Here is a 13789-nt window from a genome sequence, read left to right on the forward strand (position 1 = left end):
CACACCCCGTCGGCCCGTCGGATTGTCAGCGGCACCCGATAGCCTGCGGGAACAGATGACCGAGCGGGGGAGGGGCCCATTCATGCGGGTGCTGGGCGTGGACCCGGGGCTGACCCGGTGCGGTGTCGGAGTCGTCGAGGGAGTCGCCGGCCGGCCGCTCACGATGATCGGCGTCGGCGTCGTGCGGACACCGCCCGACGCGGAGCTGGGCCGCCGGCTCGTCGCCATCGAGCAGGGCATCGAGCACTGGCTCGACGAGCACCGGCCCGAATTCGTCGCCGTTGAGCGGGTGTTCAGCCAGCACAACGTGCGTACGGTGATGGGCACCGCCCAGGCCAGTGCGGTCGCCATGCTCTGCGCGTCCCGCCGCGGCATCCCGGTCGCCCTGCACACCCCCAGTGAGGTCAAGGCCGCCGTCACCGGTTCCGGACGGGCCGACAAGGCGCAGGTCGGGGCCATGGTGACCCGGCTGCTACGGCTCGACGCGCCGCCGAGGCCCGCCGACGCCGCCGATGCCCTCGCCCTCGCCATCTGCCACATCTGGCGTGCGCCCGCGCAGAACCGACTGCAGCAGGCCGTCGCCGCCCACCGCACGCTGAAAGGCCGTACCGCATGATCGCCTTCGTCTCCGGCCCGGTGGCCGCCCTCGCTCCAGCCACGGCCGTGATCGAGGTCGGCGGCATCGGCATGGCCGTCCAGTGCGCACCCGGCACCCTCGCGGGCCTGCGGATCGGCCAGGAGGCCAAGCTGGCCACCTCCCTCGTCGTACGGGAGGACTCGCTCACCCTCTACGGCTTCGCCGACGACGACGAGCGCCAGGTCTTCGAGCTCCTCCAGACTGCCAGCGGCGTCGGCCCCCGGCTCGCCCAGGCCATGCTCGCCACCCACAGCCCGGACGCCCTGCGCCTCGCCGTGGCCACGGGTGACGAGAAGGCACTCACCGCCGTGTCCGGCATCGGTAAGAAGGGCGCCCAGAAGCTCCTCCTCGAGCTCAAGGACCGGCTCGGCGAGCCCGTCGGCGCGCACATCGGGCAGCAGGGCATCGGCGCCGCCGTCAGCAGCTCCTGGCGCGATCAGCTGCAGGCCGCTCTGATCGGCCTCGGCTACGCGACCCGCGAGGCGGACGAGGCGGTGACCGCCGTGACACCGCAGGCCGAGGCCGCGATCGCCGAGGGCGGCCAGGCTCCCGTACCGCAGCTGCTGCGTGCCGCCCTGCAGACACTCAACCGCGCACGCTGACCGCAGGGGCACGACGCCCCGTACGCCGGCCGGAGCACCGCACGGACCGGCACCGAAACACCCGAGGCGGGACTGACGAGATGAACTGGGACGAGACCGGAGCCGACACGGGCGACCTCACGGACGAGCGGCTGGTCGACGCCGGAGCGGACGGCGAGGACACCGCGGTCGAGGCCGCCCTGCGCCCGAAGGACCTTCACGAGTTCGTCGGCCAGGAGAAGGTACGCGAGCAGCTCGACCTGGTCCTCAAGGCGGCCCGCGCCCGGGGTGCCACCGCCGACCACGTCCTGCTCTCCGGCGCTCCCGGCCTGGGCAAGACCACCCTCTCCATGATCATCGCGGCCGAGATGGGCGCGCCGATCCGGATCACCTCCGGCCCCGCCATCCAGCACGCCGGCGATCTCGCCGCGATCCTGTCCTCGCTCCAGGAGGGGGAGGTCCTCTTCCTCGACGAGATCCACCGCATGTCGCGGCCGGCCGAGGAGATGCTCTACATGGCGATGGAGGACTTCCGGGTCGACGTCATCGTCGGCAAGGGCCCGGGCGCCACGGCGATCCCCTTGGAACTGCCACCGTTCACCCTCGTCGGCGCCACCACCAGGGCAGGACTGCTGCCGCCTCCGCTGCGCGACCGCTTCGGCTTCACCGGCCACATGGAGTTCTACGCCCCTACCGAGCTGGAGCGGGTCATCCACCGCTCAGCCGGCCTGCTCGACGTCGCCATAGACACCGCGGGCGCCGCTGAGATCGCCGGACGCTCCCGGGGCACGCCCCGTATCGCCAACCGTCTGCTGCGCCGCGTCCGGGACTACGCCCAGGTCAAGGCCGAAGGACGGATCGACCGGGACATCGCCGCCGCGGCCCTGCGGGTGTACGAGGTCGACGCCAGGGGACTGGACCGGCTGGACCGCGCGGTGCTCAGCGCTCTGCTGAAACTCTTCGGCGGCGGCCCCGTGGGGCTCTCCACCCTCGCGGTGGCCGTGGGGGAGGAGCGCGAGACGGTCGAGGAGGTCGCCGAGCCCTTCCTCGTCCGGGAAGGCCTGCTCGCGAGGACCCCGCGAGGCAGGGTCGCCACCCCTGCGGCATGGACCCACCTCGGACTCGTTCCTCCGCAGCACGGCGCAAAGGGACAACAGGGCCTGTTCGGGGCGTGACACAGGACGGGCTGGCCAGTAGGGGAACCACGGTGCGATGCTGGACGTTGTTCCAATGATGCGGACTCGCCTAGACTCCGCCGATGCCGCCCGTACAGGTCGGTGTACCCACCCCCGTAGACCAGGCCGCGCGATTTCAGCGTGGTCGTGCGAAGGAAGTTCCGTCCCGTGAGTCTCGTGACCCTCCTCCCCTTCATCGTGCTCATCGGGGCCATGTTCCTGATGACCCGGTCCGCCAAGAAGAAGCAGCAGGCGGCTGCGCAGATGCGCAACGACATGCAGCCCGGCACCGGCGTCCGGACGATCGGGGGCATGTACGCCACCGTCAAGGAGATTCAGGAAGACACGGTTCTCCTCGAGGTCGCGCCCGGCGTCCACGCCGTCTACGCCAAGAACTCCATCGGCGCCGTGCTCGACGACGCGGAGTACAACCGCATCGTTCACGGTGACGACGAGCACGAGAGCGCCGGCACGATCGTGCCCGACGACGCCTCCTCGCTCACCGCCGGCGAGCCCGCGGACGCGGACGGGGACGACGATGTCGCGAAGATCGACCTGGGCAAGAAGGCCGAGGACGCCGCACCGAAGGAATCCGAGGTCAAGAGCGCCGAGACCAAGGACGCCAAGGCCGACGGCGAGGGCGACGCGAAGTAGTTCCACGACCCAGAGACGCCGGACACCCACAGGTGTCCGGCGTCTCACGGGCCGTGCGGTCTTCTGCGGGGGTGGGTCCCCACAACACTTCGTGGCCGCTCGGGCGCGTACCCGGCGCGGGGCGGTTGGACAGGGAGAAACGAAAAGGTGGCAGCACCGAAGAAAGGCCGGGGCTCAACCGGTGGACAGGGCAGGCCGGGGCGTGCCCTGGCTCTGATCCTCATCGCCATGGTCGCCCTGACCGGCGGGATGTTCCTGTCCGGGCACACCACGCCCCGGCTCGGGATCGACCTGGCCGGCGGCACCTCGATCACACTCAAGGCGAAGAGCCAGCCCGGCAAGCCTGAGGCGATCAACGAGACCAACATGAACACCGCGGTCAGCATCATCGAACGCCGTGTCAATGGTCTGGGTGTCTCCGAGGCCGAGGTTCAGACCCAGGGCGCATCGAACATCATCGTCAACATCCCCAAGGGGACGAATTCGAAGCAGGCCCGGGAGCAGGTCGGCACGACCGCCCAGCTCTACTTCCGGCCCGTGCTCACGGTCACCGGCGGCGCACCGACCCCCGAGGGTTCCGCCAGTCCGTCCGAGAGCGGCTCCGGAGAGGCGAGCGCCACGCCCAGTGCGAAGGCGACCGACCCGGAGACGGCCTCGGATCCGAAGACGACGCCCTCGGCGAGCGCCACCACCCAGGGCCGTGCCGTCACCGACGGGCTGAAGAAGGACACGACGCCGACCCCCTCGGGTGCCGCTGAGTCCTCCGGAGCCCCGGCGGCGACCGAGACGCCGGACGCAGCCACCGCGGCGCTCGAGAAGAAGTTCACCGCGCTGGACTGCACCGACGCGGCCGCCCGCGCCAAGGCCGGCGACGGCGTCAAGCCCGAGGACCCCACGGTCGCGTGCAGCTCCGAGGGTGACGCCAAGTACCTCCTCGGCCCGGCCGAAGTCTCCGGGACCGACGTCGACGACGCGAAGGCCCAGTTCGACCAGCAGCGCGGCATCTGGCTCGTCTCCATGGAGTTCACCGACAAGGGCTCCAAGAAGTTCCAGACGATCACCAAGAAGCTGTCGTCGCAGACGTCGCCGATGAACCAGTTCGCGATCTCCCTCGACGGTGAGGTCGTCTCGGCGCCCCAGGTGAACGAGACGCTCTCCGGGAGTGCCGAGATCTCAGGCAGCTTCACCCAGCAGTCCGCCGAGGACCTGGCCAACGTCCTGTCCTACGGTGCACTTCCGCTGTCCTTCAGCGAGGACACCGTCACCACGGTCACCGCGGCCCTCGGCGGCGAGCAGCTGGAGGCCGGTCTCATCGCCGGTGCCATCGGACTCGCCCTGGTCGTCATCTACCTGGTGGCCTACTACCGCGGCCTGGCGCTCATCGCGCTTCTCAGCCTGCTGGTCTCCGGCGTCCTGACCTACACGATCATGGCCCTGCTCGGCCCGGCCATCGGCTTCGCGCTGAACCTCCCAGCCGTATGTGGTGCCATCGTGGCGATCGGAATCACAGCGGACTCGTTCATCGTCTACTTCGAACGCATCCGGGACGAGATCCGGGAAGGCCGTACCCTCCGTCCGGCCGTCGAGCGCGCCTGGCCCAGGGCCCGGCGCACCATCCTCGTGTCCGACTTCGTGTCGTTCCTCGCCGCGGCCGTGCTCTTCCTCGTCACCGTCGGCAAGGTGCAGGGCTTCGCGTTCACGCTCGGTCTCACGACCCTGCTCGACGTCGTCGTGGTGTTCCTCTTCACCAAGCCCGTCATGACGCTGATGGCCCGTACGAAGTTCTTCGGCAGCGGTCATCCGTGGTCCGGCCTGGACCCGAAGCGGCTCGGGGCGAAGCCGCCGCTGCGCCGCTCACGCCGCGTCAACGTCCGCACCGACCACCCGAAGGAGGCCTGAGATGTCGCGACTCGGCAATCTCGGCGCCCGGCTCTACCGTGGCGAGGTCGGTTACGACTTCATCGGCAAGCGCAAGATCTGGTACGGCGTCTCCATCCTGATCACGATCGCTGCCATCCTCGGTGTGGTGGTCAGCGGCCTCAACATGGGCATCGAGTTCAAGGGCGGCGCGGTCTTCACGACCGACACGAAGGCCAAGATCTCGGTCACGCAGGCCCACGAGGTGGCGGTCGAGGCCTCCGGCCACGAGGCGATCGTCCAGGAGCTCGGCAACGGCGGGCTCCGGATCCAGATCACCGAGGTCGACACGGCCAAGGCCGACCAGATCAAGGCCGAGCTCTCCGACGAGCTGGGCATCCCCGAGGCGAAGATCAACGCGGACCTGGTCGGCCCCAGCTGGGGTGAGCAGATCGCCAACAAGGCCTGGGCCGGCCTCGGCATCTTCATGGTCCTCGTGGTGATCTACCTGGCCATCGCCTTCGAGTGGCGGATGGCCGTCGCCGCGCTCATCGCGCTGATCCACGACATCACCATCACCGTCGGTGTCTACGCCCTCGTCGGCTTCGAGGTGACCCCCGGCACCGTCATCGGTCTGCTGACCATCCTCGGTTACTCCCTCTACGACACGGTCGTCGTCTTCGACAGCCTCAAGGAGGGCGGGCAGGGGATCACCAAGCAGACCCGCTGGACCTACAGCGAGATCGCCAACCGCTCCATCAACGGCACGCTGGTGCGTTCCATCAACACCACCGTCGTCGCCCTGCTGCCCGTCGCCGGTCTGCTGTTCATCGGTGGCGGTGTCCTCGGCGCGGGCATGCTGAACGACATCTCGCTGTCGCTGTTCGTCGGCCTCGCCGCCGGCGCGTACTCCTCGATCTTCATCGCCACCCCGCTGGTCGCCGACCTCAAGGAACGCGACCCGCAGATAAAGGCACTGAAGAAGCGGATCCTCGCCAAGCGGGCCGCCGCTGCGGCCAAGGGCGAGTCCGTCGAGGACGAGCGCGACGACCGGGCCGACGAGGACACCGAGCCCGCCGGGACCGTCGTCGGCCAGCGCCGGCAGCCCGGGGGGCACGGCCGGAGCCCGAGGAACCGACGATGACCAGCACCAGCGTCACCGACGCCACCCGGGAGCTCCTGCTCAGCCGGATCCGTGACGTCCCGGACTACCCGAAGCCCGGAGTGCTGTTCAAGGACATCACTCCGCTGCTTGCGGACGCGGTCGCCTTCACCGCGCTCACCGACTTCTTCGCGGAGCTGTGCGTACGGCACGGGGCGACCAAGATCGTCGGCCTCGAGGCGCGCGGCTTCATCCTGGCCGCGCCGGTAGCGGTCCGGGCCGGGCTCGGCTTCGTACCCGTCCGCAAGGCCGGGAAGCTGCCCGGAGCCACACTCGGGCAGGCTTACGAGCTGGAGTACGGCACCGCGGAGATCGAGATCCACGCCGAGGACCTGTCCGCCGACGACCGCGTCATGGTCATCGACGACGTCCTGGCCACCGGCGGCACCGCCGAGGCCTCGCTGGAGCTGATCCGGCGGGCCGGTGCACAGGTGGCCGGGGTGTCGGTCCTCATGGAGCTCGGCTTCCTCGCCGGTCGTGCCCGGCTCGAGGCAGGGCTGCGGGACGCCCCGCTGGAGGCTCTGATCACCCTTTGACCTGCACCGCGCCGCACCGGCGCGCTCAGGGACGTACAGGACGGGCACCCGGGAACATCCGGGTGCCCGTCCCGCGTTGTCAGAGGTTCCGCACTCCCCGGGCGAGGACCTGCCCGGGGGTCGATACCATGGGCTTTCCGGTAGACCCCGGGATCCGCACGAGGAGCGCTCTTGCCAGACGAGGCCCAGCCAGTCGCCGCCCCGCAGCCCGAAAAGCCCGCGGCGGCCTCCGCCACGCCCGCGAAGGCGCAGCCCGACGCTGCGGGGCAGCCCGGGCCCGCAGGCGAGCCCACGCAGGGTCCCGCCCAGGCTCCGGCCCCCCAGACGCCCGCCGCACCGGCGAAACCCACCCCGCCGCCGGGCGCGAAGCCGACGCCCCCTCCCGGGACGAAGGCCGCGCCGGCCTCCGAGCCGAAGCCGACAACGCCGGCGGACCCCGCCTCCGGATCCACGGCACCGGCACCTGTGGCGAAGCCCCCGGCGCCCGTGCCCGCCGCGAAGCCCCCGGCCCGGCCCGCTGTCACCCCGCCGACCGCTCCCGCGCGCTCCGGCGGCTCCTCCAACCGGGTCCGGGCCCGCCTCGCCCGCCTGGGCGTCCAGCGCTCCAGTCCGTACAACCCGGTCCTCGAACCCCTCCTGCGCACGGTCCGCGGCAACGACCCCAAGATCGAGTCCGCAACGCTGCGCCAGATCGAGAAGGCCTACCAGGTCGCCGAGCGCTGGCACAGGGGCCAGAAGCGCAAGAGCGGCGACCCGTACATCACCCATCCGCTCGCCGTCACGACGATCCTCGCCGAGCTCGGCATGGACCCGGCGACGCTGATGGCCGGGCTGCTGCACGACACGGTCGAGGACACCGAGTACGGCCTGGACACCCTGCGCAAGGACTTCGGCGACCAGGTCGCGCTCCTCGTCGACGGCGTGACCAAGCTCGACAAGGTCAAGTTCGGCGAGGCCGCCCAGGCCGAGACCGTGCGCAAGATGGTCGTCGCCATGGCGAAGGACCCCCGGGTCCTGGTCATCAAGCTCGCCGACCGGCTGCACAACATGCGCACCATGCGCTACCTCAAGCGCGAGAAGCAGGAGAAGAAGGCCCGCGAGACCCTCGAGATCTACGCGCCGCTGGCACACCGCCTGGGCATGAACACCATCAAGTGGGAGCTGGAGGACCTCGCCTTCGCGATTCTCTACCCCAAGATGTACGACGAGATCGTCCGCCTCGTCGCCGAGCGTGCGCCCAAGCGTGACGAATACCTCGCCATAGTGACCGACGAGGTCCAGGCCGACCTGCGCGCTGCCCGGATCAAGGCCACCGTCACCGGACGGCCGAAGCACTACTACAGCGTCTACCAGAAGATGATCGTGCGGGGCCGCGACTTCGCGGAGATCTACGACCTGGTGGGCATCCGTGTCCTCGTCGACACCGTCCGTGACTGCTACGCGGCGCTCGGCACCGTCCACGCCCGGTGGAATCCGGTGCCCGGGCGGTTCAAGGACTACATCGCGATGCCCAAGTTCAACATGTACCAGTCGCTGCACACCACGGTGATCGGCCCCAGCGGGAAGCCCGTCGAGCTCCAGATCCGCACGTTCGACATGCACCGTCGCGCGGAGTACGGCATCGCCGCGCACTGGAAGTACAAGCAGGAAGCGGTCGCGGGCGCTTCCAAGGTCCGCACCGACATCCCCAAGAACACGGGCGGCGGCCGTGGCCAGGACACCGTCAACGACATGGCGTGGCTGCGCCAGCTCCTGGACTGGCAGAAGGAGACCGAGGACCCCAGCGAGTTCCTGGAGTCCCTGCGCTTCGACCTCTCACGCAACGAGGTCTTCGTCTTCACGCCGAAGGGCGACGTGATAGCGCTGCCGGCCGGTGCGACGCCGGTGGACTTCGCGTACGCCGTCCACACGGAGGTCGGCCACCGGACCATAGGGGCCCGCGTCAACGGGCGGCTCGTACCGCTGGAGTCGACCCTCGACAACGGGGATCTGGTGGAGGTCTTCACCTCCAAGGCGGCCGGTGCGGGACCCTCCCGCGACTGGCTCCAGTTCGTCAAGTCGCCCCGGGCACGCAACAAGATCCGCGCCTGGTTCTCCAAGGAGCGGCGCGACGAGGCGATCGAGCAGGGCAAGGACGCCATCGCGCGGGCCATGCGCAAGCAGAACCTGCCGATCCAGCGGATCCTCACCGGCGACTCCCTGGTCACGCTGGCGCACGAGATGCGCTACCCCGACATCTCGTCGCTGTACGCGGCGATCGGGGAGGGGCATGTCGCCGCGGCGGGTGTGGTCCAGAAGCTCGTCCAGGCGCTCGGTGGCGAGGACGCGGCCAACGAGGATCTGGCGGAGAGCTCGCCGCCCTCGCACGGGCGCAACAAGCGGCGCAGCAAGGCGGATCCGGGTGTGGTCGTCAAGGGCGTCGAGGACGTCTGGGTCAAACTGGCCCGATGCTGTACGCCCGTACCCGGCGACCCGATCATCGGGTTCGTCACGCGGGGCAGCGGCGTCTCCGTGCACCGCGCGGACTGCGTCAACGTCGACTCGCTCTCGCAGCAGCCGGAGCGGATCCTCGACGTCGAATGGGCGCCCACCCAGTCGTCGGTCTTCCTCGTCGCCATCCAGGTCGAGGCGCTGGACCGCTCGAGGCTGCTCTCCGACGTCACCCGCGTCCTGTCGGACCAGCACGTGAACATCCTGTCGGCTGCCGTGCAGACCTCCCGGGACCGGGTGGCCACCTCGCGCTTCACCTTCGAGATGGGCGACCCCAAGCACCTGGGACACGTCCTGAAGGCCGTACGCGGCGTCGAGGGCGTCTACGACGTCTACCGGGTCACCTCGGCGCGGCGGCCCTAGGTGTTGCGGGACATGACGTCGGTGGCACAGGCCGATGTCAGTGAAACCAAGATGCTTCGACGGGCATCGGTCGGGTAGCGTGCGGGCCATGTCGAGTCCTGAGTCAGACAAGGTGGGGGCTTTCGGTCACGCCGTCAGCCCCCTGAACCACTGAGCTCGTAGCCCTGTCGTCGCGCCGCTCTTCGCGGTGGGACGAGTGGCGCTTGGGGCTGGCCGCGGTGACGAGATGACCTTCTCGTACTTCTCCTCACCTCGGAGCCACTCGATGCCTCTCCCGCTGGACCTGCGTGCCATGGCGGTTTTCGTGGAGCGCTGCCGCACCCGTCCGATCGCGCACGTCGCCGCCGAGGCCGGTGTCTCCCGCGCCTGCCTGTCCAAGTGGAAGGACCGGTACGACACGCACGGTGAACTCGGGCTGCAGGACCGCACAAGCGTCCCGCGATCCTCACCGACCCAGACCCCAGCCGATGTCGTCGAACGGATCGAGCAGCTGCGGCGGGACAACGAGTGGTCCGCCCGCCGGATCACCCTTGAACTCGCAGGCCAGGGAGTGCAGATCAGCGAGCGCACCGTAGGCCGTCGGCTCGCGCGCCTGGGCATCAACCACCGCCGGTTCCTCGACCCTGACGGCTCGGCCAACAGGCGCCCGTCGAAACGGATCGTGGCCCGCTACCCGGGCCACATGGTCCACCTGGACGTCAAGAAGGTCGGACGGATCCCGGACGGCGGCGGGTGGCGGGCCCACGGACGCGGTTCCGAGCAGGCCGGAGCTGCACAGCGCGCGAAGACCGGTGGCGCCAAGGGCGGGTACGTCTACCTTCACTCTGCCGTCGACGGATTCTCCCGCCTGGCCTACACCGAGCCCCTTCCCGACGAGAAGGCCGCCACCACCGTGGCCTTCCTCAGCCGGGCCCGTGCGTTCTTCGCCGCCCACGGCATCCACCGGATCGTGCGCGTGGTCACCGACAACGGCGCGAACTACCGCGCAGCGATCTTCGTGCGCTCTGTGATCTCGTGGGCCTCCCGGCGAGAAGGAGAGCCGGGGTCAGAGCGGTGGCCGCGACGGTGAGGGCGGTACGGGTGAGTCTCATACGGTGGACCTGCCGCAGGTACGTAGTGATCTCGGTACCGGCGGCCGTGCGGCCGCCGGTACCGAGATCATCGCGCCGTCGGCCGCCCGGGGTCACTGCAGGGTTCCGAACCAGTCGTCATGGCTCCTTGACTGCCGCCCGGCACGCGGAAGGGGCCTCGGTACGCGTCACGTACCGAAGCCCCTCCCATGGATCCTGCGGTCAGCCGCCGAACTCCTCCAGGCCCTTCAGCGCCTGGTCCAGCAGCGCCTGACGGCCCTCCAGCTCACGGGAGAGCTTGTCGGCCCTGGCGTTGTTGCCCGAGGCGCGTGCCGTGTCGATCTGCGAGCGCAGCTTGTCGACGGCCGCCTGGAGCTGACCGGTCAGCCCCTCGGCGCGTGCCCGCGCCTCCGGGTTGGTCCGGCGCCACTCGGACTCCTCGGCCTCCTGGAGGGCACGCTCCACGGCCTGCACCCGGCCCTCGACCTTCGGGCGGGCGTCACGCGGGACGTGGCCGATGGCCTCCCAGCGCTCGTTGACGGAGCGGAACGCGGCCCTGGCCGCCTTCAGATCCTTCACCGGGACCAGCTTCTCGGCCTCGGTGGCGAGCTCCTCCTTGAGCTTGAGGTTCTCGCCCTGCTCCGCGTCCCGCTCGGCGAAGACGCCGCTGCGGGCCGCGAAGAACACGTCCTGGGCGCCGCGGAAGCGGTTCCACAACTCGTCCTCGGCCTCGCGCTGGGCGCGGCCCGCGGCCTTCCACTCCGTCATCAGGTCGCGGTAACGCGCGGCCGTCGTACCCCAGTCGGTCGATTTCGAGAGTGACTCGGCCTCGGCGACCAGCTTCTCCTTGACCTTGCGGGCCTCCTCGCGCTGGGCGTCCAGCGCGGCGAAGTGGGCCTTGCGGCGCTTGGAGAAGGCGGACCGGGCATGCGAGAAGCGGTGCCACAGCTCGTCGTCGGACTTGCGGTCCAGACGAGGCAGCCCCTTCCACGTGTCGACGAGCGCTCGCAGACGCTCGCCCGCCGACCGCCACTGTTCGCTCTGCGCCAGCTCCTCGGCCTCGACGACGAGCGCCTCCTTGGCCAGCCGGGCCTCGTCGGCCTGCTTCGCCTTCTGGGCCTTGCGCTCCTCGCGGCGTGAGTCGACCGTCGCGACGAGCGCGTCCAGCCGCTTGCCGAGCGCCGCGAGGTCGCCGACGGCGTGGTGTTCGTCGACCTGCTGACGCAGGTGTTCGATTGCCGTCGTGGCGTCCTTCGATGACAGGTCGGTGGTCTTCACCCGCCGTTCGAGGAGGCCGATCTCGACCACCATGCCCTCGTACTTGCGCTCGAAATAGGCCAGAGCCTCCTCGGGGGAACCGGCCTGCCACGATCCGACGACCTGCTCGCCCTCGGCTGTACGCACGTACACGGTGCCCGTCTCGTCGACACGGCCCCACGGGTCGCTGCTCACAGCGCCTCCTCCACCTGATGCATCGAAGGGGTTCGCCCCCCGTGCATCGTCCACAGTTTCCTGGGGCGGGCAGCGCCCGCCCTGCACAACGCCAATCTAGGCGACCGGCCGCCCGGCTGTCCGCACTCAGCGCGGCTGAAATTCTCCGGTGCGCTCCAGGAACCTCGCGCCGGGCGGCCACGGGCACGGTCAGGCCTTGTCGACCGTCGCCTTCTCGACCGTGACGGTCTTCTTCGGAGCACCGTCACCCGCCCCATCGGCGACGCCCGCCTCGGCGATCTTCTTGACAGCATTCAGGCCGGCGTCGTCCATGGTGCCGAACGGCGTGTAGCTGGGCGGGAGTTTGGTGTCCTTGTAGACCAGGAAGAACTGGCTGCCGCCCGTGCCCGGCTGGCCGGTGTTCGCCATCGCGACCGTACCCGCGGGGTAGGTCACCGCACCGTCGTCGCCCGCCTTGCCCAGCGCGGTCAGATTCTCGTCCGGGATGGTGTAACCGGGACCGCCCGTCCCGTCGCCCTTCGGGTCACCGCACTGCAGGACGAAAATGCCCTCCGTGGTCAAGCGATGACACTTCGTGTTGTCGAAGTACTGCTTGTCCGCGAGCGCCTTGAACGAGTTCGTGGTGTGCGGGGTCTTCGCCGCGTCCATCGCGATGCCGATGTCGCCCTGGCTGGTCTTGAGCGACATCGAGTACGTCGCCTTCTTGTCGATCTTCATCGCCGGCTCCGGCGTACTGCTCTCGCTCTCCGAGGGCGTTGCCGACGGGTCGGCGGTCGCCGCCGCGTCCGCGGTGTCCTTCGTGTCGTCGCCGTCGAGCGAGACATACGCGCCCGCACCGATGACCGCCACCACGGCCACCGACGAGGCGATGATCACCGTGAGGCGCCTGGTCCTCCGGCGCGTTTCCTCCCGGCGCTGCTGCTGCCGCTCGAACTTCTCCCGGGCGAGCTGCCGCCGCCGCTGATCGCTGCTGACCACCGGATGGTCTCCTTGTACGTCGTGTGATCGGGCCTGGAATGCCCGTACGGTATATGGGTTAGCTGTGGAATGCGGAGCGCCGGTAGTCTCTGATCTGCCGTATCTCCCTCCGCGGACCTCCTCGTCGGACGAACACTAAGGACGATCGTGCTCATTGCCGGGTTCCCCGCCGGGGCCTGGGGGACCAATTGCTACCTGGTCGCCCCCGCCGCCGGTGAGGAATGCGTGATCATCGACCCGGGCCACCAGGCCGCCCAGGGCGTCGAGGAAGCGCTGAAGAAGCATCGGCTCAAGCCCGTCGCCGTCGTCCTCACCCACGGCCACATCGACCACGTCGCCTCGGTCGTCCCCGTGTGCGGCGCCCATGACGTCCCCGCCTGGATCCACCCCCGGGACCGCTACATGATGAGCGACCCCGAGAAGGCGCTGGGCCGGTCCATCGGGATGCCGCTGATGGGCGAGCTGACCGTCGGAGAGCCGGACGACGTCAAGGAGCTGACCGACGGTGCCCGGCTGGAGCTGGCCGGCCTGGAATTCGGCGTCGCGCACGCGCCCGGCCATACCAAGGGGTCGGTGACCTTCAGGATGCCCGAGGCCGCGGATGTCCCGCAGGTCCTCTTCTCGGGCGACCTGCTCTTCGCCGGCTCCGTCGGACGTACCGATCTGCCCGGAGGCGACCACACCGAGCTGCTCGAGTCGCTGGCCCGCGTGTGCCTGCCGCTCGACGACTCGACCGTGGTGCTGTCCGGCCACGGCCCCCAGACGACCATCGGCCGCGAGCGCGCCTCCAACCCGTACATGAACGGTCTGGCCGCGCCCCGCCGAGGAATGTGA

General features: G+C 69.8%; 11 protein-coding genes and 1 pseudogene. 10 read left to right on the forward strand and 2 right to left on the reverse strand.

What is annotated here, in order from left to right:
* Positions 1–82 precede the first annotated feature (82 nt).
* From ruvC to ACWD04_RS27000, 9 genes and pseudogenes are all read left to right on the forward strand, one after another.
* Complete coding sequence (ruvC, locus tag ACWD04_RS26960; RefSeq protein WP_451136119.1) at positions 83–616, forward strand: crossover junction endodeoxyribonuclease RuvC; 534 nt, start codon at positions 83–85, stop codon at positions 614–616.
* Positions 613–1239 carry a Holliday junction branch migration protein RuvA gene (ruvA, locus tag ACWD04_RS26965; protein ID WP_451136121.1) on the forward strand — a complete coding sequence of 209 codons (627 nt, stop codon included), beginning with the start codon at positions 613–615 and terminating at the stop codon, positions 1237–1239. Before ruvC ends, ruvA begins: the two co-directional genes overlap by 4 nt.
* Before the next feature lie 80 nt (positions 1240–1319).
* On the forward strand, positions 1320–2393 hold the full coding sequence (ruvB, locus tag ACWD04_RS26970; RefSeq protein WP_451136123.1) for a Holliday junction branch migration DNA helicase RuvB: 1074 nt from the start codon (positions 1320–1322) through the stop codon (positions 2391–2393).
* Between the two features lie 168 nt (positions 2394–2561).
* Entirely contained in the window at positions 2562–3047 is a 486-nt protein-coding gene (yajC, locus tag ACWD04_RS26975; RefSeq protein ID WP_451136125.1) for a preprotein translocase subunit YajC, read from the forward strand.
* Positions 3048–3194: 147 nt separating this feature from the next.
* A complete protein-coding gene (secD, locus tag ACWD04_RS26980; protein ID WP_451136127.1) occupies positions 3195–4946 on the forward strand; it encodes a protein translocase subunit SecD in 1752 nt (583 codons plus the stop codon).
* A 1-nt stretch (position 4947) separates the two neighbouring features.
* The gene (gene secF, locus ACWD04_RS26985; RefSeq protein WP_451136129.1) at positions 4948–6048 is read left to right on the forward strand and encodes a protein translocase subunit SecF; all 1101 of its coding nucleotides are present in this window, start codon (positions 4948–4950) and stop codon (positions 6046–6048) included.
* A complete protein-coding gene (locus ACWD04_RS26990) occupies positions 6045–6602 on the forward strand; it encodes an adenine phosphoribosyltransferase (protein WP_451136131.1) in 558 nt (185 codons plus the stop codon). The genes secF and ACWD04_RS26990 overlap by 4 nt, the downstream gene beginning before the upstream one ends.
* A 171-nt stretch (positions 6603–6773) precedes the next feature.
* Positions 6774–9455 carry a RelA/SpoT family protein gene (locus ACWD04_RS26995; protein WP_451136133.1) on the forward strand — a complete coding sequence of 894 codons (2682 nt, stop codon included), beginning with the start codon at positions 6774–6776 and terminating at the stop codon, positions 9453–9455.
* A gap of 265 nt (positions 9456–9720) precedes the next feature.
* Positions 9721–10488, forward strand: a pseudogene (locus ACWD04_RS27000) (helix-turn-helix domain-containing protein); the annotation flags it as partial.
* 259 nt (positions 10489–10747) lie between these two features.
* Here ACWD04_RS27000 and ACWD04_RS27005 read toward each other — a convergent pair.
* Together ACWD04_RS27005 and ACWD04_RS27010 are read right to left on the reverse strand one after the other, a co-directional pair.
* The gene (locus ACWD04_RS27005; RefSeq protein WP_451136135.1) at positions 10748–11977 is read right to left on the reverse strand and encodes a DUF349 domain-containing protein; all 1230 of its coding nucleotides are present in this window, start codon (positions 11975–11977) and stop codon (positions 10748–10750) included.
* 189 nt (positions 11978–12166) lie between these two features.
* Positions 12167–12955 (reverse strand): peptidylprolyl isomerase, encoded by a 789-nt coding sequence (locus ACWD04_RS27010; RefSeq protein ID WP_451136137.1) that lies wholly within the window; start codon positions 12953–12955, stop codon positions 12167–12169.
* 147 nt (positions 12956–13102) lie between these two features.
* Here ACWD04_RS27010 and ACWD04_RS27015 point away from each other — a divergent pair, with 147 nt between their 5' ends.
* Positions 13103–13789, forward strand: coding sequence for an MBL fold metallo-hydrolase (locus ACWD04_RS27015; RefSeq protein WP_451136139.1), 687 nt, complete (start codon positions 13103–13105; stop codon positions 13787–13789).

The sequence above is a fragment of the Streptomyces sp. NPDC002911 genome, assembly GCF_053591835.1.